The following is a 24,021-nucleotide window of genomic DNA, read 5'->3' on the forward strand; positions in this document are numbered from 1 at the left end:
AAGTTTATTGCACCTAAAACTAAAAAGACCTTACAGTACAGCATACTATAAGGCCTTTCCGATGGTTTGTTCGCACTCCTTAAGCTGTGTATTTTCTTAAGAAATCGATGCTTTTGATAATGTCATGATGAAGTACCCTGTCTGTTGATACGAATGGAACCGCTTGGCGGTAATCTGCTACCAGTTCGCTTAGTACAGGAGAGGTCTTTAAAGGACTTCGGAAATCAATGGCCTGCGCTGCATTCATTAATTCGATGGCAAGTATACGCTCCAGGTTATGCACTACCTGGTAAAGTTTTGTAGCAGCGTTGGCACCCATACTTACGTGGTCTTCCTGGTTATGCGACGATGGTATAGAATCGATAGAGGCTGGTGTGCAAAGCTGCTTGCTCTGGCTTACGATGGATGCCGCTGTGTATTGGCTGATCATAAAACCTGAGTTAAGGCCGGGTTCAGCCACCAGGAAAGCCGGTAAATTACGTTGCCCTGAAATAAGCTGGTACGTACGGCGCTCCGATATGCTGCCAAGTTCTGCAAGTGCGATTGCCAGGAAGTCCAGGGCTAATGCCAAGGGTTGCCCATGAAAATTGCCGCCAGAGATAATCTCATCTTCTTCCGGGAAAATGTTCGGATTGTCAGTTACCGCATTGATTTCAGTTAGAAAAACCTGCTCTGCATAGGCAATGGCATCCTTAGACGCCCCGTGTACCTGCGGAATGCACCGGAAGGAGTAAGGGTCCTGCACATGCTGCTTTTCCTGCTTAATAAGCTCACTTTCCTCAAGCAATTGCCTGAAGTTTTCAGCCGTCTGCATCTGCCCTTTGTGTGGCCTGATGCGGTGAATAAGGGCATTGAACGGTTCTATACGTCCATCAAAGGCATCCAAAGAAAGTGCGCCAATAATATCTGCCTGGCGGGAGAGGCGCTTTGCCTGCAACAGCACATATATACCATAAGCTGCCATAAACTGCGTACCGTTAAGCAAGGCCAGGCCTTCTTTTGCTTTAAGGGCGATGGGTTCCCAGCTAAACATCTCCAGCACATGCTCGCTTGCCAGCTTGTACTCCTGAAAGTATACTTCACCTAACCCGATAAGCGGCAGGCACAGGTGAGCAAGCGGGGCCAGGTCGCCACTAGCGCCTAAAGAGCCCTGCTGGTACACTACCGGGTAAATGTCACGGTTATAGAAGTCAATCAGGCGTTTTACCGTTTGCAACTGCACCCCGCTATGGCCATATGCCAGCGATTGTATCTTTAACAACAGCATTAGTTTTACCACCTCTGCAGGTACTTCGGCTCCTGTGCCACATGCATGCGACATCATCAGGTTGCGCTGCAGCTGCTCCAGGTCGGCGGGTGATATTTTTTTGCTGTACAAAGACCCGAATCCTGTATTGATGCCGTAGATGCTGCGGTCAGTAGCTTTTACTTTCTGCTGCAGGTAATCAAAGCAAGTTATAATACGTTGTTCTGCATCCGCAGAGAGCGCCAAAGTATACTTGCCTGTTACAATCTTTTCAATCGTTTCCAGGCTAAGGTGCTCGCTGGATATGTAATGCACGTGGCCCATGAAGTATGGTTTTATTTAATGAGTAAGCTGATGATTTCTTCTATAGTAAGGTCTTGTTGTTCGCCTAGCTGCATATCGCGCAGCTTCAGTTTACCGCTTGCCATTTCCTCAGAACCTATCAATATCACGTAAGGTATACTTTTTTGGTCGGCATAGCCCATCTGCTTTTTCAGTTTGGCCGGCTCAGGGTAAAGCTCGGCAGCAATGCCCGCATCACGCAATTGCTGCAATACTGGTAAAGCATAAAACTCAGAATCCTTATCGAACTGCACTAATAGCACCTTGGTACCAACCTGGCTGCTGTCCGGGAACAGCATCAACTCTTCGAGCACATCATATATGCGGTCCACCCCAAACGAGAAGCCAACACCGGATACGCCTGGCATACCAAACATGCCGGTAAGGTTATCGTAACGGCCACCACCGCTTATGCTGCCCATACTTACATTGTTTACCTTTACCTCAAAAATGCAGCCGGTGTAATAGGAGAGGCCCCTGGCCAACGTCACATCCAGCATCAGCCTTGGTATGCCTGATGCATTGCTTGCGGTAAGCGCCTGACTATTTAGCTTGCTCAGGTACTGCCATACTTCGCGCAGGTCTGCCAGGCCACGTTGCCCTTCTGCTGTTTCGCCAAGTATACTTTGCAGCTGCTCCAGTAATTGCTCATTTGTACCTTCTAAAGTATAAAGCGGCTCTAGTTTAGCAACAGCACTTTCAGAAATGCCACGCTCAAGTAACTCTTTACGCACACCCTCAGCGCCAATTTTGTCCAGTTTATCTATGACTACACAAATATCGCCTTCGCGGCCTTTCTCGCCAATAGCCTCAGCAATGCCGGCAAGTATGCCACGGTGGTTTATTTTGATGGTGAAGTCGGTAAGGCCAAGTGCGGTTAATACTTCGTTTATCATCTGCACAATTTCAGCCTCGCAAAGCAAAGAGTTGGTGCCCACCACATCGGCATCGCATTGGTAAAACTCACGGTAACGTCCCTTTTGCGGGCGGTCAGCACGCCATACCGGCTGTATCTGGTAACGCTTAAACGGGAACGTGATCTCGTTGCGGTTCATAACAACGAAACGTGCAAAAGGTACTGTTAAATCATAGCGCAGGCCTTTTTCGGCTACTTTTCGGGTTATGTTCTTGTAACCCTGCTCCAGATCCTCGGGCTTGGTTTTGCTTAAGAAGTCTCCGGAATTCAGAATTTTAAAAAGGAGTTGATCGCCTTCGTCGCCATACTTTCCAGTAAGTACAGAAAGTTGTTCCATGGCTGGCGTTTCGAGGGGCAGGTAGCCGAACTTCTCGAAGGTGCGCTTTATGGTGTTAAATATATAGTTTCTTTTGACAACGACAGCCGGGCCAAAATCGCGTGTTCCTTTTGGAATTGATGGTTTCTCTTTGCTCATACTTCTGCAGGTTTGCCCGCGAAGTTAGTAAAAGCTGGTGAAAAGGAGGGAGGATGTACAAGGAAAAGCTTTTACTTGTACTAAATGCAGTAATATTTAAGAACTGGCAGTACTTGTATTGTGCATGTCGAAGTGAGGATGCATGCTGTCTGCAAGTGCATACTTATTTTCTTCTTCTTTAGCGTTTACTAATGCCAAAGCCCTATAATTCATTTCTTTTCTATCTGCATCAGATAGCCAGCCCCATTTATTAAAATATTTTATCATGGAGATGGTATGTAGAAAAAGCATTTTTAAATTTTTGGAGGAGTCTCTTTGATAAATATGGTAAATCTTAGATTGGCCATGATACACAACTTTATAGTGCTTATTCATGCGCCTGCAAAGATCCAAGTCTTCCAGATATACAAAGTAGCGCTCATCAAATAAACCTGACTTTGCGAGAGCGGTAGCTCTCAGAAACATAAAGCATCCAAGCAGGAACGGTACTTCAAGTATTTGGTGGCTTTGAGCGTCAAGGTATTCGTTTGTTCTTGCTCTTTTATGAAATAGTTTGTTTCCTAAAGGCAGTCTCCTTACAATCAGATCAATAGGGCTAGGAATTAAGCGTCTAGATATCTGGTTCCGACCGTTAGGGTATAAAACCTTAGGCGCAATTAAGCCAGTATCAGCATTCGCTTCCATGTATTCAAATAAATCTGTCAAAACAGAACCTTCAAAGTACACGTCCGGATTAAGAACCAGAAAATACTTAGTTTTATTTCTGAAGTAATTTATGCCCTGGTTATGCGCTTTACTGAAACCAACATTCTTGTTATTAAAGATATAGGTAACTCTATCATCCTTTAAAAGATCTTGGTAGAGTATATTAGTGGGGGAGTTGTCTATTATAAGTATAGCAACGTGAAGCTCCGTTTGCAGGAAACTGTAAATGGCTTTATTGATGATAGCAGGGGCTGTTTTATATGCAACAATAGAGGCTGCTATATCATAAGTGTACATACTTTTTTAGCCTAGTTTTTGCTATAAATTGTTATTCAGATAAATATAATAATATTATAGAATATAAGCAGAGAATGATCCCTGTTATATTTATATAATTAAAAAGCATTATCATCACCTCTTATAATGTTCAGGACAGTATAAAGTATGATTTTAAGGTCCAGTACAAAGGACCAGTTCTCCAAATAGAATATATCCAGTTTAACTCTCCCACGCATTTGATATAGTTCACTTGTGTCGCCTCTGAAGCCTCTTACCTGTGATAATCCTGTAATTCCGGGTTTTACTAAATGACGCACCATAAACTTTTCTACTATGGTAGCATAATGTTCCGTATGCTTGATCATGTGAGGGCGCGGACCTACTATTGACATTTGACCCATAAACACATTGAAAAACTGAGGAAGTTCGTCTAAGCTAGTTTTTCTAAGAAATGCGCCAACCTTAGTAATACGGGAATCACCTTTACGAGCCTGGAGTACATTTGCGTCAGTATTTACCTCCATCGTTCTAAGTTTCAGACAATTGAAAACTTTGTTGTTAATGCCTGATCGCTCTTGTTTAAAAAATACCGGGCCTTTTGAATTAAGCTTTATAGCAATAGCAAGTATAGGTAATAACCACGATAGTATAGAAATAATTACAATAGAGGAGAAGACTATGTCAAAAGTTCTTTTAATAAATTTATTTATAATATCGTCTAGAGGTATAGTGCGAAGAATCAGTACCGGAAGGATGTCATAAAAATCTATTTTTAGCTTTTTGTAGGTAAACTCACCTAGCTCCGGCAGGATTTTCATTCTAATAAGATTGTTATCAACGAATTCAGTTAACGAATTCAGCTGCTCTTTTGAAATGGAACTTGGTGAACAGTATACTTCATCTACCTCATTTGCTAACATAAAAGATTTAACATCCTCAACTCTTCCATTTATTTCTTTAATACCTTCTTCATTGTTATCAAATAAACCTAAAAAATGATAACCTAACTCCGGGTGAGACTGAAAGAAACGTTTTAACTCTAGCCCAACTGGCCCATACCCAATGATTACAATCTTTTTATAATTAAAACCCTTCCTTCTGTACTCCCTTAATCCTACTGTAATGATGATTCTCCAGGCTATAATTAACACAACCCCGAAACCGTAAAAGTAATTTAGATAGATTCTCGGAAAGTCTGTAATGTTGAAGATATTAAGTGTCGCCTCTACAAGTAAAATATAAAGCAAGGTTACTTTAAGTACTCTAACAATTATCTGCGGAATACTTATTACCCGTTCAAACTTATATGTTCCTGTAAGAGAAGAGCAAATAAACCAGGCTACGATCGATAAAAGTGCGAATTTAATGAAGGGTAAAGTGACGTGTATTTTTTCTATTGATTCTAAAAACAGAACACACCCACCAGATGCTAAAGTTAGCATAATGGCATCACCAGTAATATGAATTAGTTTTATATATTTTGAATAGAGGCTTGGCATGTTGGAAGGGGGTAAACCTACTACTATAACTTTTAACTACCTTAAGTTTAAGTATGTAACTCAGAATTATACTTAGTACCGTGAAAAATAAATAATGAATTTACAAAAGCATAAAATGCTATGCCTTTGTTCAAAGATAACACGACTTCTGGAATACAACTAAGAATTAGCAAAAGTAGAAAACTTAAGTATAACCCATTGTTCTCTTTTGCTGCTATAAATAGGGGATAAAACAGATTAATAAGCAAGATAATCAACCCTAATAATCCAAGGCGGCCAGCTGTATCTAAAAATTGATTGTGGGAATTGTATTCTAATTCGTAGGGCACCTTGTAGTTTAGTTCCTTGTATTCTTTTTGAAGAGCATCTTGCATGTCTCCTGTTCCAACGCCAGTTATCGGGTTAGCTATAAAAATATTATAAGAAGCATCCCATTTTTGGAGTCGTAAGTTTGCGCTGAATTTCTGATTGTCCTTTGACAACTCAATATTCATTAATCCTTTGAATTTCTCTTTTAGTATAGGGCTAAAAGCTATAGCGCTGGCAATTACCAAACCAAAAAATACGATAGAGACGAAACCAATAAAGATCTTCCTCTTAACAACTGCATAGTAAGTAATCGCAAAAAGTGTAATCAAAATTAAGCTTATTATCTGCATTCTGGCCGATAACATGGCAACAAAAACTATAAGGAATAAGACTAGGCAAGATATTAGAAGCGCTTTATAATACTGTTTCTTTTGAAAAGCCGAAATGAAGCTTCTCGAAAAGATAAAGATTGAAAACACGCAATACATTGCTAGATAATTCGGGTGGAACCCATACGCGTTAACTAAACTATCAGATGAGAAATACCATGCATTGTATATTTCTAGCTCAATCCCTTGAGAGAGGTTGTTATAAAAAGTGGATACCAAGCATAAAGTACTGATAAGAGTAGTAGATACAGCAAACGCAATAAGTATAGTGTTTACTTTTTTAGGAGATAAGCGAGGTAAAGTGCCTAAAACTAACGGCATTATAAATAAAAGGGATTTTCTTTCAAGCTGTGAGAAGGCTTCTTTAATGTTCTCGCTATAAATGGTGCCTAGCAAGTGCATCGCAAAAAATGCCAGAAGCAAATAAAATAACACGATATTATTCGGCTTCTGTAAGTCTTTTTTTATGATGGCAAATATCCAGACCAGTACAAGAATACCTACGGCAATGTTATTTAGCAAAACTAATGATACTGGTAATGAAACAGCATAAAACAGCAAACTAATGTATGCTGCCTTAGAAGTAGAATTCCACTTCTCTTGTATTACAACATCCATTTACTACTGTGATAGACTTTTTAGATAATACCAAATAAATGAAGTGTTAGATATAAGGTATCTTTTGAATAACCTTCTGGGCTCTTGCAATATGCGAAACATCCATTCTAAACCAATATCCTGTACAAGTTTTGGAGCTCTTTTAACATTTTCTGAAACAAATGAGAAAGTACCGCCAACTCCGATAGCAAGTTTAACATTATTCTCTTCCAGAAAATGTTTGTGTTCTTCAATCCAATATTCCTGCTTGATCATGCCAAACCCAACTAATAAATAGTGTGGTTTAAAGTCTTTAATCTTCTCTAGAATAATGTTATTAAGTGATTCTGGAAAAGGATATTGGCTATAAGGAGGGGAGAAGCCCTCTATCTGTATGTTATAAAGATGTTTTAGTTTTTCAACTGATTTAGCATTACTTGAGATACTACCACCAAGTAAAAAGACTCTTTTATTTGACTGCTGAGCTCTTAAACAAATATCATATATAAAATCAGATCCTGATATTTTTTCGATATAAATATCCGGGTTCTTTTTTCGGGCTAATGTCAATGGCACCTGGCCATCAAAAGTAGAATAATTATTGTTTATTAAATATCTGAACTTTGAATTCCTTTGCGCTTCTACTATGAAATCAGCGTTTACAGTTATAACATGTTTTAAATAAGAACTTTCTTTGAGAATTTCTTCCTTCACAAGGCCTTTAAATCTTAAGTTAAGGAAGTTTACTGGCCGATTCATTTTAATTGCTAATTGCATTATATATTAATTTTAATATTGCAGAACAAATTCTAAATTATTAACCCTCTTAAGTAAGGTATTAACAGCGTTAAAACTGAACATTATTCCGCATTTTTGATTCAATTTTTTAAAATAATACTATCCGCGCTCGTCTAAGTTGCCTGCATTATTTAAAGAATGATCCTGTTTTTATAATAATGGTAACTGCATTGATGCAACAATATTACTTGTTAGTAACATTTATTTTAGTCTAAAATATAGAAAGTAAAAGCCATGATAAATCATGGCTCCTGCAATATACTGCTTTATGAAGATGTTTCTAGCTGGAAATATAAAAGAGAAGTATTGTTAAATACTATTAGTGTTGACAGTAATTGTCTTGTGCTGCTAAAAGTTAGTTGATGGCAATATGTATTAGTTTGCTGAAGATTCAATCTTAACTATTTCAGCTGCAGTTATTCTTCCTATATCGTTAAGACCGTTTTGATTATAATGTACTACATCTTTCATCCAACCTAGCTTGATAAAGTCTTTGGTTTTATCATAGACAACAAAAGTATTAGTATCTTCATCAGCTACTTCTTGCTGTATTTGCTGTACAGCTGTAAAGCCTTCAGGTGCACTTGCAGTATGATACCCAGTTTGAATAATGTAAAACTTTAAATTGCTGCCAAACATAGCCCTATAGTTATTTATTAGCTTAGTTAATGACTGTTTATACTGAGATGCAGATATAATACCTTTATTGATGGCATCAGCATCATTTTCGCCTTGGCTCCAGATAATTCCGGCAAGTTTAGTATTTAGTTTATCTTCTGCTAGTTTCGTCTTATTTACTGAGCACGCAAATAAATTGCTTGAAGGATCCCAATTACCCCATCCATTAGTCTCAGCAAGCGGGTGGCAGGAACTACCACCTTTTGCTGCTTGCACTATAATTAATGTATCTCCCGTAAGCTGATGATATTGCTCTGCAAATGATGGCCAGGCACTACCTGATTGAGCAGGTTCAAAGTAACAACCATTTGCACCTACAGGATCTTTTAATTTTTTTATGTCCGAAATATTGGCATCAAATTCATAAACAGGATACTGTTCTAGGTTTGGGGACTCTTGGTAATCACCATGGCCTTGAGCGTTACTCTGCCCCGCTACTAAAAATATCTTTTTGGTTTTTAGACCATCTGGTTTAAGTTTAGTATCAGAACAAGAAGTAAGTAATAAGAAAGCGATAAGAAAAAAATGCATTGTTTTTTTAATAATGAGAAACATTTGAGCTTTTAAAAATTGCTAAATCAAAGAAACGGATTCAAGAATTATTTTAGTCTTAACCGGTTTGCCTCGTTTTTAAAATTTTGGCGGGAACTCCGCCAACAATACTAAACGGAGGCACATCACGAGTAACAATAGCCCCTGCACCTACTATACTTCCCTTGCCAATTCTAATGCCAGGCATAATTACTACATTTCTTCCAAGCCATACATCATCTTCGATAACAGGATTCATATTAAGTCCTTTTCCTTGCATGATCATTGGTATATCGGTTCTATTAAAATGATGCGTCGAATTAAGAATTGCTACATGTGGAGCAATCATTACATAATTGCCGATGGTTGCCCCCTGTATAAAGACGTGTTCATTTATTTCGCAATGTTTTCCTATACTGACTTTACCTGCTCCATTGGATATATAAACGTCATGTTCTACTATAGTTTCCTTACAATAGGGCATTATTTTAAGGAATTTGGCAAGGTAGATACACCGGATCTTATTTGATATTGATATGAGCCGGGAGTGAGGGAGCTTTGATATTAGAAGATAATAAAAGACGAGGTAAATTTTATATAACATACAACACTAATTATAGCTTGTTAATAAGTTTTTTAGCCTTTGGTGGAGCTGGCTTGAAACAGCCTTAGTGTCGAATTTGAGGGAAGTTGCGCGAGCCTCTTTCATCATTTCATCTTTTTCAGACTGCGGTAAATTAAAAAACTGCAAAATTTTGTCGCACAACTCCTTGGGGTTTCCAGGTGTAAAGAAAAAACCGTTCCTGCCATCTTCAATGTAATCAGTTAAACCACCTATTTTAGAACCAACAACAGGTAAACCGCAGGCCATTGCCTCTAAGCCTGAAAGGCCCAGACTTTCTTGAAGTAAAGTAGGGAACACTAATAAGTTTACTTGATTTAAAATGATCGGTAATTTTGATTGGTGCAATCGACCTTGGTAGTTTGTAACCTCATCTAAATTCAATCTTGAAATTTCATGAAGCATTCGCTGGCGGTCACTTCCATCTCCGATTATGCAAATTTTAAAGTCTACGCTATTAGTTGTATTTTCTTTAAATAAAGACACAGCATGCAAAAAAGTTTTCCATCCTTTGCCTTCCTCTATTCGGCTCATATACCCAATAACAAAAGAATTATTATTGGGTATAGGTGATGGTTTAAATAGCTGAGTGTCTACACCTCCTGATGGAGATACAAAAATTTTATTTGGAGCTATTTTGAAATTACTAACTACTTTTTCTTTAAAGAAGAATGAGGGCACCACAACTAAATCAGATGAACGAACTAAAGGTTTAACTACTTTCGAAAGGATTCTTTGAAAAGTAGTTGTTACCATCACATCATCGCCATGCGTGTTAAGAACTAGTGGTTTTTTAATAAAAACCCGGAGCAGTATTAAAGGAATAGCGCTATGTGTAATATAATGTGTATAGATTAAATCATAATCTGATGAGAGGCCTTTGATTAGTATCTGGTAATAAAATTTCAGATACTTCCTTATTTTACTAAGCAAATTTTTACCCTTGCCAGCTATTACTGCTTTTTCAGTTATCACAAAACCATCACGCTTAACAGAATCTTCAAAATTTTTTACAAAAATGCCATAACTTTCATCCTCCTGCGAAGGATACATATTTGAAATAAGGAATATTTTTCTTTTCATTTAATTATGGAGCAATGGCACACTTTTTTGAGAAGATTTTATGTAAAGCACAGCTAAAGCAAGATACAATGCATTTAGAGCGCTTGCAAAGAAATGTCCTCCTAACGCAGCAATGGTAAAGTATATTAATATAAAGTATAAGTTAAAATATCGGTTCTTTTTAAAGGTAAAGAGGCTCGAGAAGAAAAGCGATAAGTATAATATAGACCCAATAATTCCGAAGAATAGCATCATGTCAAATAGGTCCATTTCGATTAAGAATCTTAATTGATTTTGCCCTCCGAACAAATAGTTAACAATCCCCCAATAGTCTGTATTAGCTAAGAACCTTGTTTGTAATAAAATATCTCTACTTGATAGTAGCATAGACATGATGCCATATTCATTTGCAAGTCTGTAGAAAAGGTTAAACCTTACCTGTGCGTCTGGAGTGCCTAAATATAATTTTACCGCAAAAGCGAGAATTAAAATAGTTGAAATCACATACACCTTAGTCTTAAACTTGGATGTTCTTGCCAGGTGCAGAAGTAGGAGCGAAACTATAATTAAATAAATGGCTTTAGTACCCAGCAGTAGCGAAGCTACTACAATCACATAGAACTTTTTGGTTTCTATATTCAGTATATACCTTCTATAATAGGCTAAACTTAAACCAATAAGGTAGAATAGTGTGGCTTCATTTACAGCCGGAATAAAACCAATGTATCCAAATCGCAGGCTTCTTTCTCCTGGGTAAGAACGAAGCAAATCTATTTGAAAGGCTGCTCCAATAATGACTATTACAGAATTTAAGACAAATATATTCTCTAAAAGGGCAACTAAATTATCAATATAAGTTGGCTTATTTTTTAATGAGTTGATTGCTTGATAGATAATAAAAACAAATATATACTTATTAAATACTGATAGGTGAAATAAGGTATTAAAGTCGTCTGGGTAGTTTAAGCTGAAAGCTATAATTCCCGCAGCAAAAAAACAAAACAGTATTAGTATAGTAATAAAAAAGCTTGTTCTGGACCGGTTGCTGTAAACAGCTATAATAGATATAAAAACAAGCTCATAAAACCCTCTTACATAAAGGGAGGCACTGAAATCAAATTCATAGTATATCAGTATTCGGTTTAATACATCAGATATAAAGAATAAAACAAGCGCAGTCTTAACAACCCAATAAACAAGCTTTTCTTCACTAACAGCATTCAAGTTAGTCGGATGCATATCAATTATAAAAATAAAGATGTCCGTCTATATTGCTCTACAGCGTCAAGTAACTTTATCGAATTGTTTACTTCAAGTTCATGACCAGGGAAAATGGATTTGCCCTCTTTTAAACAGGATTTGATATGTGCCAAGTCATTATGCTCTCTGTGTTCAGTATGGGCATAAGCATTTAATTTTTCAGAGATAAAATTTTCATCTCCAAGCCAGGAGTGATGGAAGCCCATAAACTTATCTGGGCAGTATACTTCATTTGTTAATTTGCCTCCTTCACCTAACTTGCGTAGCCAGTCTGAGTCTTTCTTCCACTTCTTACGGAACTCGTGACCTTTAATTACACAAATTCTGTAACTATAGTCAGCGGGCCCACTCCAGTTTTTGCTAAAAAGGTTAAAATAAAATAGTGTGAAGTGAATCTTGACTGTCATTATTTTACGCTTCTTCACTTCTTCTACTATTCGATCAGCATGAACGGGGTCTATTATCTCGTCAATATCTGACAAAATAATAATGTCCTCATCATCGAAGTCTACAAATGAAGCTGCTAAATTTCGCTGTGTTGCATCGTTAAACCAGGCAGGATTTCTGAAAATGCTTTTGCAGGACCTTGACTTATTAAGTACGATATTGGGAATAAGCTTACGATTGGGCTTAAACAATTTGTCCACGTTTACCTTATGGTGCACAGCGCCCTTCGTATTAACAAATAAAAAGTCTTTTGGCAAATATTGAAAAGTCCTGTTTGCCTCAGTTATATGAATTTCATCAACCCATTTTTTGGATTCTTCAATATGGATATCAGCTATTAACTGTTCTTTGTAGAAGGGACAGAACTCGTATATTTTCATTTAATGGAAACGCTAGAATAAATTTAACTTAAAACAGGTTGTGCTTTAGATTTTATCTTTATCAGATAAAATGCTTCAGTAACTGTAGCAAGTGCTAATATAAAGTAAATGATAATTTGAGCGCAAAGTAATCCATTTACGCCCATATAACCTATCATAAATTTGGAAAATGGGGTTATGCAAATAGCTGCAATTAGTGTAGTAATTACAAGCAAATTAATTCTATTTGTAGCACTTTGCAATGTTTGTGCGCATGCCCAAAGTGTATATAAGGTTATCCAGGAACCAAGCAGTATAAATAGTGTTACATCAGTCACATATTTCTCTCCTGCCAAGATACTTAAGGCAAAGTTGCCTAATATGGTTATGCCGATAGTTGCAGAAGCGAAAATAATGAATGTGATCATCAAAGAATTTCGAAGTGTTTTTCTGCACCATTCCCATGCCTGTGTATTGATTGCATGTGCATAGCCGGCCCACATAGGGTTGAAAGCAGCTTGATATATGCCAAGTATAAAGAGGTAAAGTTTTTGAACCAGGTTATACTCAGTTGCACTAGTTAAACCAACAGTTGAACTCATAATTACAGTACCAGCATTAAACAAGAACGCACTCGACATCTGCAATGCAAAGAATGGGAATCCCTTGATAACCATTTCTTTTATGATATTTATAGCTCCTGGTAATTGTATGTTTAGAAAATGCCAGCCCCTTTTTTTGATGAATATAAAGGTGCCCGCAACATACATGAGCAAGGTAGAGGTAAAGAAGACTAAAGAAATGACAACAATGGATTGGCCTGTGAGCGCAAGGATACAAGTTGCACCAAAGGTTATTATAGCTTGCGTTATCGATAAGTAGGCTACAATTCTAGATTCATGATATGAATAAAAACATGTATTACTAATACTGAAAGGGATACCTAGTAATAGTATTATTTGAACCCAAACTATTATTTCTTTACCAATTGATTTAATACTAGCACTATCAGTTTTGAACAGTTCCTGAAGCGGTATATAACCTTGCAAATAGTACAGAACGATGCTAATGAATATGGTAACGTAGATTAAAACATGAAGTACGGTAAGGTAATATCTTTCTGCATGTTTGTCTGCATCTTTTCCTTGGGTAATAAATAAGGATAATTTGTTGCGTAGCGCATTACCAATGCCAAAATCTCCAGTAGCTAGTATAGCTGTGATAGAAGTAATTGTAACCCAGATTCCAAATTCTTCTTTTATATAATAACGTGCAAGAATAAACACAAGAAGGAATCTTGTAAAGTTAGTGACAACGGCTCCAATCATGTTTATAAAGGAACCTTGAAGCACTTTCTTTGTCAAGTCGCTTTTAATTTTTAACATAGAGTTAAATGTTTCTTACCTGCAACATTATTTCCTTTTCAAGAATATCGTTGATAAGCCCGGCAAAATGAGTTATCGTAAATTTGTTGAACTCATTACTTTGAAGAAATTGCTTACCAGATTCTAAGTAAGAATTGGCCTCTTCAGCAGTCATTCCTTCTAAGGCTTTCTGCAATGCAGGGAAACTATTGTAATCTCGATAGTTAAGAAAGCACCCATTTGGCAAATACTTTTCTATATCTGGGGCGCCGAAATATACCGGTATGGTGCCAGCAAGTAAACAATCAAAAATCTTTTCAGTTACATATCCCGGGAAAACGCAATTTTCGAAGCATAAATTAAATTTATAATTAGCAAGGGTAGCATGCTTATCATCTACTTTAACCGGATCAAGCTTTTTTACAGCTTCGAAGTATTTTTGATTTAGGCCATTTGCTTCGTTCCAAAGTGTGCCAAACAGAGCAAAGCCCTTTACATTAGAGAAATGGAGGATTGCCTTAATACGCTTGTCATAAAGATCTTCAAACCTGAATAGTGAATTTGTAGTCTTTATATAAGAGACATACATTTTTTTAATTAATCTTCTCCAAAATACAAAAGGGCGGTCAAGCGCAACATCAAATCTACGCTTATTGCTTGCCACCATTACTAGTAACTCTTTCTCAGACCAGTTGCCTGAACTATTGGTAACCTTATTTTTAAGGTTGTTTGGCCAGTAGAGTGCATGAAAGACTGTAGAAGGGTGTACATACTGTTTTAATCCACCAAATAGGATCGAATGTTTATACTTACCAGTATAAGCATATATGTTTTTATGGAAATGAAGGGCTACATTGGGTGATTCTTGTGAAAATAATATCAATGGTATTGCACCTTTTTCTATAAGGATATCAGTTGTAGGAGTATACATTTCCGAAATAATATACTTCTTATATTGGTGGTACTCCTGTTCCTGCGATAAGAAAATATCAGATGTTAATAAAACCCATTTTTTTTGAAGACAGAAGTCATGTACAAGTGGCCAGAAAGCTGAGCCAGGAAAATTACTGATGTAGCTTTCATTGAAGAGTTTGTTTTCTAGAAAATCCTTGGTAAAAACATCGCAGATGATAAGTATCTTGTTCATCCTATTTTGTTGAACTTAATTTTAAATGAAGCAATAAGCATGTATAAAAATGTTGTAAAGCTGATAAAGCCTGTTTTATGAAGCGAAATTGCTTTCTTGAAGTATAAAATAGATAGTTTATATTTTTTATTTTTAAAATATACTGTACCGAAGTATCTATAATAATTGCCCCATATCTGCCCCTTCAATTTAGGATTACCTATATGCTTATTTATATGCTTTCTTATAAATTTCTTAAATACACGTTTATATTTACTCGGGGAGTTGGAAAGGGAACCGTTTACAACTCTGTAATCTGCTAGTTTTTTATCAATGTAGCCGTACTCATAGCCAGCTTCTGCAATTCTTATCCATAAGTCGTAGTCTTCTAATGCAGGGATTTCGGGATCGAATCCTCCTAAATCAAGTAATATGTCCCTTTTAACCATAACTGTAAGGATGCCAACTACATTTTCCTGGTACAATTGGTCAAGAAGTTTACCCGATTTTTTCATGCCCAACTGGATGAGGTTCTTCCATGGTCGCCTTACAATGCCATTGCCGTTGAAGAAGATAAAATTGGTATGGCTAATTTTGTACGGGTGCTGGTGGTGAAAAGAGGTTTGGAGCTCTAATTTTGAAGGATGCCAAAGATCATCAGAATCTAAAAAGCATATATAATCACCGGTTGCACATTTAATACCTATGTTACGTGCTAAACATGGTCCTTGATTTACTTCTAAATCGATTAATTTAATGTTATCATGCTGTGCAATGTACCTGTTGATAATTTGTACGGTATTATCTTTAGAACAGTCATTTACAATGATAAGCTCCCAATTTTGATAAGACTGGCGAAGTACGCTCTCGATTGATTCTGCTATAGTATTAGCTGCATTGTAAGCAGGCATTACTATTGAAACTTTCATTAAAGTTTGTGAAGAGTTGATAGTAGCAAGCAATTGAATTAATCAAAATTAGTTTTACTAAAAGATATTAGAAAGCAAAGTTAAGTAATAAAACTGAACATAAAATTGGATTCTTATTTGTTATTTTGCAGTAGAAAACAAACGACAGAATCTTAATAATAAATAAGTTTAAATAATGGCAAAAGGAACTACTGAGTACAAACCAACAAGAGTTGTTGATGACGAGATAGAATTTGATATGATTTCTATACTTAGAGCTATCTATAGAGGGGTTTCTAATGCTTTTAGGTATTTAATAAATGTTTTTAAAAGAAATTTCCTGTTGCTTTTAATTTGCACCATTTTAGGAGGAATAGTGGGGTTTGCTGGATATAAAACGACTAAGCCATACTTTACTTCGAGCATGACGCTGGTACTAGCTGATATTAGAAACGAGTTTGTGGAAGACCAATTAGAGAAGCTTACGCAAATGATTGAAGATGATAACTTCGGCGCCATTTCACAGCGTTTGGATATTAGTGAAACCGCAGCCAGAGATATTAAGAAGATGTCTTTTTTTAATCTGGATCAGGAAAGAATTGCAGAAGACAGTATATTAAGGGGCTCTCCGTTTAGAATTGAGGTGTCGCTTTACAATAACAATCTTTTTGATTCGCTGGAGCCTGCAATTACAAATTACTTAGAGAGTAATAGGTTTTTTAATAAACAAAAGCTGATAAGGCAACGCCAAATTCAAAGTATGGTGTCGAAGTATAAAAGCGATATTTCTTCTATAGATAGCGTTAAAAACACAGTAACTTCCCCAAGAGGACCTGTTAATGGTTTTGTATATGGAGAGCCGATCGACCCAACTAACCTTTACAGAGAAAGCATTGATATGTATAAGGAGCAGGTTAACCTAGAAGCTGAACTGGATCAATTAGATAATATACAAGTAGTTAACGGCTTTTCTCCTAGAATTAGGCCATCTGGTCCTAATGTAATAAAGTATGTTGGATTAGGCATGGTAGCTTTTTTTGCAATAGGTTTTACCGTAGCTTTATTTAAGAAGTCTAAAGTATAAACAAGACCATAACACCATAAAAAAGGCCGCTGTCTCACATAAGACAGCGGCCTTTTTTATTAACTATAGCTTCTATTCCTCCTTCCGCATTACCCAACTCAGGTTATACAGGTCTTTACGTCTATCCTTAAGGTTACGAACACTACCAGCAGTATTCAGGTCTTTCAGCAAGTCCAGGTCTAAGTCAGCAATAAGCGTCATTTCAGTATTTGGTGTGGCTTCGGCAACTACGGCATCGTGCGGGAAGGCGAAGTCGGAAGGAGAGAAGACAGCAGATTGTGAATATTGGATGTCCATGTTCTCTACCTTTGGCAGGTTTCCTACACTACCGGTTATAGCCACGTAACATTCGTTCTCGATAGCACGGGCCTGCGCGCAACGGCGCACACGGAGGTAAGCGTTCTTCGTGTCAGTCCAGAAGGGCACAAACAATATTTTCATATCCATGTCGGAGAGCATACGTGCCAGCTCCGGGAACTCCACATCATAGCAGATCAAAATACCGATTTTGCCGATATCTGTATCGAATATCTTTAGTTTATGGCCACCGCGCATACCCCAGTAATGCGATTCGTCTGGCGTAACGTGCAGCTTATACTGTGCATCGTATGTACCATCGCGTCGGCAGAGGTAACTTACGTTGTATAGCTTGTTATCGTAGTACTCCGGCATACTACCGGCAATAATGTTGATGTTGTAGGATAGTGCCAACTGCACCATACGCTCCCGTATCTCCTCAGTATACTCGGCCATACTTCTGATTGCTTCAGAAGGTGATTCTTCGTTCGTGAGGGCCATCAGAGGGGCATTGAAGAATTCCGGGAACACTACCATATCAGATTTGTAGGAGCTTACGGTATCCACAAAGAACTCAATCTGCTGCATCATGTCGTCCAGCGACTTAACGGCACGCATTTGCCATTGCACAATGCCAATCCGGACAACAGTTTTCTTTCCACCTATCAGCTTCTCCTTTTCTTCATAGTACACGTTTATCCATTCCAGCAGCGTAGCATAGGCACGAGAGTCGGTATCGTCGGGTAAGTAACCTTTCAGGATTCTGCGAACGTGGAAGTCGTTTGTAAGCTGGAAAGATAGCACAGGATCGGCTAACTCCTTGTTACGAACCATCTCTATATATTTAGCTGGTGTAAGCTTATCGGCGTAGTTTTTGTAACCAGGAATTCTGCCCCCTGCAATGATACCACGTAGGTTAAGCTTCTCGCATATCTCTTTTCGGGCATCGTAAAGGCGGCGGCCCAAGCGCAGGTTCCGGTATTCAGGGTGCACAAATACATCAATACCGTAAAGGGTGTCGCCATCCGGATCATGCGTTTTAAAAGACCCTTTATCTATAATCTGATCATAGGTATGCTTGTCGCCATACTCATCATAATTGATGATAAGGCTGAGCGCCGCTGCAACTACCTGCCCGTTGTCTTCAATACAAATCTGTCCGTCGGGGAATTTCTTTAGAAGGTTGGAAAATTCTTTTCTGGTCCAGGCTCCATCAATGTTGGAGTAAACCAGATCCATAATGTTTTTAACTTCTTTATAATCTTTCAGTTCGAGTTGGCGCAGTAAAAGCCTATGTTCAAAACTTGTCTCGTTTCTTTCGCTCATGAGTGTTTATCGTCGCAATTAATATATGCTACTAATATACGTGTAGTAAGTATAGTTTTGATATAATGTAATCAAAGCACAAGTATGTGCAAATTTTATAAGTATAAACTGATAAAAAAAGCGCAGTTGTTTTTTCTGCGCTTTCCGGTTCAAAAAGGTATACTTTATACTTCAATCTCTGGAATGTTGCCTTCCACAATCAAATTACCGGCAGTTGCAGCTTTAATGTCCTCTACAGTTACTCCGGGGGCACGCTCCAGCAGTTTAAAACCACCGTCTACAATTTCAAGCACAGCCAGGTCTGTAACAATCTTCTTTACGCATTTTACACCTGTTATGGGCAGCGTACACTCTTTTAATAATTTAGAGGATCCATCACGCGCGGTATGCTGCATAGCTACAATAATGTTTTTTGCAGATGCCACCAGGTCCATAGCCCCGCCCATGCCTTTTACCATTTTGCCCGGAATCTTCCAATTTGCTATGTCGCCGTTTTCGGATACTTCCATGGCGCCAAGTATAGTCAGGTCAACGTGTTCGCCGCGTATCATGCCAAAGCTATCTGCCGAACTGAAGATTGAGGAACCAGGGAGTGTAGTTATTGTCTGCTTGCCGGCATTTATCAGGTCTGCATCTACCTGGTCGTCAGTAGGGAAGGGGCCCATACCCAACAGGCCGTTCTCTGATTGCAGCACTACCTCAATACCCTCCGGGATGTAGTTGGCAACGAGTGTCGGTATGCCGATGCCCAGATTTACATACATTCCGTTTTTAACTTCTTTTGATATTCGTTTTGCTATCTGATTTTTATCTAAAGCCATATCTTTCTGATTTATGCAGTTCTAACCGTACGTTGTTCGATGCGTTTTTCATACTTCTCGCCCTGGAATATGCGCTGCACGAAAATGCCCGGCGTGTGGATCATGTTTGGATCCAGTTCTCCGGCTGGTACCAGTTCTTCTACTTCGACCACCGTTATCTTACCGGCAGTAGCCATCATCGGGTTAAAATTGCGGGCTGTGCCCTTGTATATTAAGTTACCGGCTGTGTCTCCTTTCCAGGCTTTCACGAAAGCAAAGTCTGCTCTTAGCCATGCTTCCATCAGATACATTTTGCCGTTAAACTCACGACTCTCTTTGCCTTCGCCTACCTCGGTGCCATATCCAGCTGGTGTGAAGAAAGCAGGTATGCCAGCGCCTCCCGCTCTAATGCGCTCTGCTAATGTTCCTTGTGGTATAAGTTCAACTTCCAGCTCTCCGGAAAGTAGTTGTCGCTCAAATTCGGCGTTTTCGCCCACGTAGCTGGAGATCATCTTTTTTACCTGGCGCTTTTGCAGCAGCAGTCCAATCCCGAAATCATCTACCCCGGCATTATTAGAAATGCAGGTAAGGTCTTTTACTCCCCGGCGCAGCAGTTCCTTGATTGAGTTTTCAGGTATGCCACATAAACCAAAGCCACCCAGCATAAGCGTCATGCCATCCTGAACGCCTTCTAAGGCTTCCTGCACGTTTTTTACTGTTTTGTTGATCATAGTATTATTTTATGTGCTAATGTTTACAGGCAGCAAGCCAAAGCCTGTGCTACACGTAAACAGCGTTTTACATTTAATTCTGACGTAGGTAAGATAAATAGAAAAAAAGCCATATACAATGTATGGCTTTTCGTTTTTGGGTGAAATAGGTTATAGTTTAGTTTAAATTTATACCTGAAGGATTTAGAAAACTAAGCTACGGTTGCGCTTTGCCAGCAATTGAACAGCATACTCATAAGTAGACTTTATCGCTAAGGGAGCAGCAGTTTCCTGGCTTCGGATTCGTCCTGGGCCAATTGGGTTTTAAGCTCTTCCAGGCCTCCAAACATTTTCTCGTTGCGCAGGTGCTCTACAAACTCTACCGTTATACTTTTACCGTAAATATCTTCTTTAAAGTCAAGTATATGCACTTCTAAAGTTAAGTGCTTGCCTGCTACAGTAGGGCGTATGCCAATATTCATCATGGCAGCATTGCGTACTCCGTTTATATGTGCCCAAACAGCATATACCCCATTGGCTGGTATAAGCTTTGGGGCTTTGGGTATGGCCAGGTTTGCGGTAGGGTAGCCTATGGTTCGGCCTATTTTATCTCCTTCAACTATAACAGAGGTAATGGTATACTTGCGGCCCAAGTATAAATTCGCAGTTTCAATGTCTCCGTTTTCCAGGGCTTTGCGAATTTTTGTAGAACTCACACCTACATCATCAATGTCCTGGCGGGGTATTTCCTCCACTTCAAATCCATACTGCGACGACCTAGCTTTGAGGTTTTCAAAGCTGCCTTCCCGGTTCTTTCCAAAACGGTGATCGTAGCCAATAACCAATAGTTTCGTGTTAAGGGCTTTAACTAAAATATCGGTAATAAAGGTGCGCGAGCTTGTGCGCGAGAATTCTTTGGTGAATGGGATGATCAGCAGGTAATCAATGCCAAAGCTGCGCAGCTGTTCAATTCTTTCCTCTATTGTAGAAAGCAGCTTCAGTTTATTGTCCTCCGGAAACAGCACCAATCGGGGGTGAGGCCAAAAGGTGATGACAACACTTTGGCCGTTGTTTTCCCGGGCACGTTCCATTACGCGCTTTAATATTTTCTGATGGCCAATATGCACGCCATCAAAAGTGCCGCTGGTTACAACGGGAAAACTGAGGTGGGGAAACGCCGCAATATCACGAATTACTTCCATCCGCTTCGAGCTGCTTTCTTCTGATTTCCTGAATGTCCTCTATGGTAAGGGCATCCTCTAATTTATACTCGCCGATTCTTGTGCGGACCAGGGAAGAAAGGTGCGCGCCACATCCAAGCTTTTGGCCAAGATCATGGGCAAGGCTACGTATGTAAGTGCCTTTGGTGCAAATAACCTTGAAATGTATTTCTGGTCCTTCTATGGAGGCAATGTCAAACGCCTTGATGGTGATGGTTCGTGCCTTCAACTCTGCTGATTTGCCTTTACGGGCCAGGTCATAGGCGCGCTTACCGTCTACCATCACAGCCGAATAAATAGGAGGGACTTGCTCTATGGTGCCTACAAAAGTCTTCGCAGCTGCCTTTATCTCTTCCTCCGTTAAATGGCTAATGTCGCAGGTTTCGGTTACTTCCGTTTCGCGGTCATAGGATGGCGTAATTTCGCCAAGCCGAATAGTGCCGGTATACTCTTTCTCCTGCGCCTGTATCTCATCAATGCGCTTAGTATACTTGCCTGTGCAAAGTATAAGCAGCCCCGATGCTAAAGGGTCTAGAGTGCCTGCATGGCCCACCTTTTTTACCCGGATAGTGTTCCGTACTTTTTTTACAACATCAAACGATGTCCACTCGAGGGGCTTGTTTATGAGCAGTATTTCGCCTGCGGCAAAATCATATTCCATAGTTATACTCTTAAGTCTACGCCCATGGCCAATAGCGCGAGCAGGGTTATGCCAAGTGCAATTCTGTAGTAACCAAACATTTTAAAGCCATACTTTGTCAGGAAGCTGATAAAGAAGCGGATAGCCAGCATAGCCACGATAAAGGCGACAAAGTTACCGATTAGCAGTATCTGCAGGTCTTCAGAAGTGATGATCTCGAAGCTGTTGGATATTTTAACCAGATCGAATTTAAGGAGATCTGAAATCTCTAACCCGAGCAGGTCTGTTAAAAGCTTGTAAGTGGCAGCAGCCAGCATAGTAGGAACCGCTAGAAAGAAGGAGAATTCTGCAGCTGTTTTTCTGTCGATGCCTTGTGCTAAGCCGCCTACAATAGACGCTGCAGACCTTGATACGCCCGGTATCATAGCCAGGCATTGCGCCAAACCGATCAGGAAAGCATTTTTGTAGCTGATTGTGGTATTTGTGGAATTGCGAAACCACTTATCTACGAACAGTAACACAACACCACCCACCAATAGCATAACAGCCGTAACGGCTACACTTTCCAGCATCGAGTCGATGATGTCGTTGAAGACAAAGCCTAAAATGGCAGCAGGTATAAAGGCAATAAACAGCTTGAAATAGAAGTCCAGGCCTTGCACGAAACGCCGCCAGTAAAGCACCACAACCGAAAGGATGGCTCCAAACTGTATGTTTACTGTAAAAATCTTTGTTATCGGCAGCTCATTTATGCCCATAAGGCTAGAGGCGATAATCATGTGTCCGGTGGACGAAATAGGTAAGAACTCGGTAAGCCCTTCAACTATGGCTAAAATAATAGCCTGCCAAATACTCATTTATTCGTTTGTTTTATCTTTAACAAGTATAGCAAAGAGCTCAATTATAAATCCTGCCAGTACAACAATAGGGCCTAAAGTGATGCCCATAAACCCTAAACCGTAGGCTTCTTTGTCCAGCGTCATGATAATGAAGCCGACAGCGAGCACCAGGAGACCAACCAGCATAACTGTGTAGTTCTTTTTGCCGAAGGCCAGTCTGTTTTTATTTTCTTCCATGTTAGTATAGTTCATCTAAAGATAATCGCAGGTATTTTCGAACAGCCCTGTAAGAGCTTAAAAAGCCAATAATAATACCGATAATCACTAACGCACCCATTAGCAGGTAGGTTTGCTCATCATTTCGCAGCAGTTTCAGTTCCTCTACTTCATGATACGCGTACTGCATCATGGCAAATAAAAGGACAGAGGCCACAATGCCACTAATCATACCCTGCCACGCGGCGCGGTTCAGGAATGGGCGCTGTATAAAGAACGATGTGGCACCCACTAATTGCATACTTCTGATTAAGAAGCGCTGTGAAAATAACGCCAGTTTAACCGTATTATTGATAAGTATGATCACTACAAGTATAAGTATGACTGCAAAGCCCAGCAGGATAAGGCTAATCTTCTCGATATTTGAGTTGATAGACTCGATCATACTTTCCACATACTGCACTTCGTAGACCCCATCCACATCTTCCAGATCAAGTTTTATACTTTTGAGTTCGGGAGAGCTCGAGTGGTCTGCAGCAATTTTAAGCACATAAGCGTCACGCAGCGGGTTTTCGCCCAGAAATTCCATAAAATCTTCGCCGGTGTCATCCAGAAACGCTTTGGCGCCTTCTTCTTTCGAGATAAAGCGAACCTGTACCGTGTCGTTTTTAGACGCTACGTAATCTTTAGCGGTGAAAGTCTTTTGCAAACGTACCAGTTGCGCCTCCGTTAGGTTGCGGTCCAGGTATACTTGCATTTCAATACTTTCCTTTACCTTTTCCGACAGCTTTCCGGCGTGTATCAGCAGCAAACCAAATAGCCCGATTACAAAAAGGGCAAGCGATATGCTGAACACCACCATCAGGTGCGGGTAACTACCTAGTTTCTTTTTCTTGATATGTTTGATGTTTTTTGCCATACTACGTGCTTCCTCACAAAAATAGAAATATTATTTAGAAATGTAGCGGCCATGCAGC

At 39.2% G+C, this 24,021-nt stretch carries 23 protein-coding genes; 1 reads left to right on the plus strand and 22 read right to left on the minus strand.

The features are described 5' to 3' along the window. Positions 1-79: 79 nt before the first annotated feature. The 14 genes from hutH to Q1A23_RS14570 form a co-directional block, all read right to left on the minus strand. The gene (gene hutH / locus Q1A23_RS14505; protein ID WP_299824541.1) at positions 80-1,570 is read right to left on the minus strand and encodes a histidine ammonia-lyase; all 1,491 of its coding nucleotides are present in this window, start codon (positions 1,568-1,570) and stop codon (positions 80-82) included. Between the two features lie 11 nt (positions 1,571-1,581). Further along, complete coding sequence (gene hisS, locus Q1A23_RS14510) at positions 1,582-2,979, minus strand: histidine--tRNA ligase (protein ID WP_299824542.1); 1,398 nt, start codon at positions 2,977-2,979, stop codon at positions 1,582-1,584. Between the two features lie 96 nt (positions 2,980-3,075). After that, the gene (locus tag Q1A23_RS14515; protein WP_299824544.1) at positions 3,076-3,981 is read right to left on the minus strand and encodes a glycosyltransferase family 2 protein; all 906 of its coding nucleotides are present in this window, start codon (positions 3,979-3,981) and stop codon (positions 3,076-3,078) included. 98 nt (positions 3,982-4,079) lie between these two features. Then, positions 4,080-5,462 (minus strand): undecaprenyl-phosphate glucose phosphotransferase, encoded by a 1,383-nt coding sequence (locus tag Q1A23_RS14520; RefSeq protein ID WP_299824546.1) that lies wholly within the window; start codon positions 5,460-5,462, stop codon positions 4,080-4,082. 47 nt (positions 5,463-5,509) lie between these two features. Then, positions 5,510-6,778, minus strand: a complete 1,269-nt coding sequence (locus Q1A23_RS14525; protein ID WP_299824548.1) for an O-antigen ligase family protein — start codon at positions 6,776-6,778, stop codon at positions 5,510-5,512. Between the two features lie 3 nt (positions 6,779-6,781). Then, positions 6,782-7,534, minus strand: a complete 753-nt coding sequence (locus tag Q1A23_RS14530; RefSeq protein ID WP_299824550.1) for a WecB/TagA/CpsF family glycosyltransferase — start codon at positions 7,532-7,534, stop codon at positions 6,782-6,784. A 396-nt stretch (positions 7,535-7,930) separates the two neighbouring features. Then, positions 7,931-8,764 carry a sialate O-acetylesterase gene (locus Q1A23_RS14535; RefSeq protein WP_299824551.1) on the minus strand — a complete coding sequence of 278 codons (834 nt, stop codon included), beginning with the start codon at positions 8,762-8,764 and terminating at the stop codon, positions 7,931-7,933. Positions 8,765-8,843: 79 nt separating this feature from the next. Continuing rightward, entirely contained in the window at positions 8,844-9,248 is a 405-nt protein-coding gene (locus Q1A23_RS14540) for an acyltransferase (protein WP_299824552.1), read from the minus strand. Positions 9,249-9,374: 126 nt separating this feature from the next. After that, positions 9,375-10,469, minus strand: a complete 1,095-nt coding sequence (locus Q1A23_RS14545; protein ID WP_299824554.1) for a glycosyltransferase family 4 protein — start codon at positions 10,467-10,469, stop codon at positions 9,375-9,377. Further along, positions 10,470-11,687, minus strand: coding sequence for a hypothetical protein (locus tag Q1A23_RS14550; protein ID WP_299824556.1), 1,218 nt, complete (start codon positions 11,685-11,687; stop codon positions 10,470-10,472). Positions 11,688-11,692: 5 nt separating this feature from the next. After that, complete coding sequence (locus Q1A23_RS14555) at positions 11,693-12,535, minus strand: hypothetical protein (RefSeq protein WP_299824558.1); 843 nt, start codon at positions 12,533-12,535, stop codon at positions 11,693-11,695. A gap of 23 nt (positions 12,536-12,558) precedes the next feature. Next, a complete protein-coding gene (locus Q1A23_RS14560) occupies positions 12,559-13,899 on the minus strand; it encodes an oligosaccharide flippase family protein (protein ID WP_299824560.1) in 1,341 nt (446 codons plus the stop codon). 4 nt (positions 13,900-13,903) lie between these two features. Then, on the minus strand, positions 13,904-15,025 hold the full coding sequence (locus Q1A23_RS14565) for a glycosyltransferase family 10 (RefSeq protein ID WP_299824561.1): 1,122 nt from the start codon (positions 15,023-15,025) through the stop codon (positions 13,904-13,906). Then, a complete protein-coding gene (locus Q1A23_RS14570; RefSeq protein WP_299824562.1) occupies positions 15,022-15,933 on the minus strand; it encodes a glycosyltransferase family A protein in 912 nt (303 codons plus the stop codon). The genes Q1A23_RS14565 and Q1A23_RS14570 overlap by 4 nt, the downstream gene beginning before the upstream one ends. Before the next feature lie 175 nt (positions 15,934-16,108). On the opposite strand from Q1A23_RS14570, the gene Q1A23_RS14575 reads away from it, so the two are divergent. Continuing rightward, complete coding sequence (locus Q1A23_RS14575) at positions 16,109-16,996, plus strand: chain length determinant protein (RefSeq protein WP_299824564.1); 888 nt, start codon at positions 16,109-16,111, stop codon at positions 16,994-16,996. 72 nt (positions 16,997-17,068) lie between these two features. Here the strand turns inward: Q1A23_RS14575 and Q1A23_RS14580 are convergent, their stop codons facing one another. The 8 genes from Q1A23_RS14580 to Q1A23_RS14615 form a co-directional block, all read right to left on the minus strand. After that, on the minus strand, positions 17,069-18,619 hold the full coding sequence (locus tag Q1A23_RS14580; RefSeq protein WP_299824566.1) for a bifunctional GNAT family N-acetyltransferase/carbon-nitrogen hydrolase family protein: 1,551 nt from the start codon (positions 18,617-18,619) through the stop codon (positions 17,069-17,071). Positions 18,620-18,783: 164 nt separating this feature from the next. Further along, positions 18,784-19,440 carry a CoA transferase subunit B gene (locus tag Q1A23_RS14585; RefSeq protein ID WP_299824567.1) on the minus strand — a complete coding sequence of 219 codons (657 nt, stop codon included), beginning with the start codon at positions 19,438-19,440 and terminating at the stop codon, positions 18,784-18,786. A gap of 11 nt (positions 19,441-19,451) precedes the next feature. Continuing rightward, positions 19,452-20,150: a CoA transferase subunit A gene (locus Q1A23_RS14590; RefSeq protein ID WP_299824570.1), complete on the minus strand. Its 699-nt coding sequence runs from the start codon at positions 20,148-20,150 to the stop codon at positions 19,452-19,454. Between the two features lie 251 nt (positions 20,151-20,401). Continuing rightward, positions 20,402-21,331: a bifunctional riboflavin kinase/FAD synthetase gene (locus Q1A23_RS14595; RefSeq protein WP_299824572.1), complete on the minus strand. Its 930-nt coding sequence runs from the start codon at positions 21,329-21,331 to the stop codon at positions 20,402-20,404. Continuing rightward, positions 21,315-22,010, minus strand: a complete 696-nt coding sequence (truB, locus tag Q1A23_RS14600; protein WP_299824589.1) for a tRNA pseudouridine(55) synthase TruB — start codon at positions 22,008-22,010, stop codon at positions 21,315-21,317. The genes Q1A23_RS14595 and truB overlap by 17 nt, the downstream gene beginning before the upstream one ends. A 2-nt stretch (positions 22,011-22,012) precedes the next feature. Beyond that, complete coding sequence (locus tag Q1A23_RS14605; protein ID WP_299824591.1) at positions 22,013-22,846, minus strand: undecaprenyl-diphosphate phosphatase; 834 nt, start codon at positions 22,844-22,846, stop codon at positions 22,013-22,015. Continuing rightward, positions 22,847-23,065, minus strand: a complete 219-nt coding sequence (locus Q1A23_RS14610; RefSeq protein ID WP_299824593.1) for a DUF3098 domain-containing protein — start codon at positions 23,063-23,065, stop codon at positions 22,847-22,849. Position 23,066: 1 nt separating this feature from the next. Next, positions 23,067-23,963 carry a permease-like cell division protein FtsX gene (locus tag Q1A23_RS14615; protein WP_299824595.1) on the minus strand — a complete coding sequence of 299 codons (897 nt, stop codon included), beginning with the start codon at positions 23,961-23,963 and terminating at the stop codon, positions 23,067-23,069. Positions 23,964-24,021 lie beyond the last annotated feature (58 nt).

Origin of the sequence: uncultured Pontibacter sp. (assembly GCF_947492645.1) — a bacterium.
Taxonomy (GTDB): Bacteria; Bacteroidota; Bacteroidia; order Cytophagales; family Hymenobacteraceae; genus Pontibacter.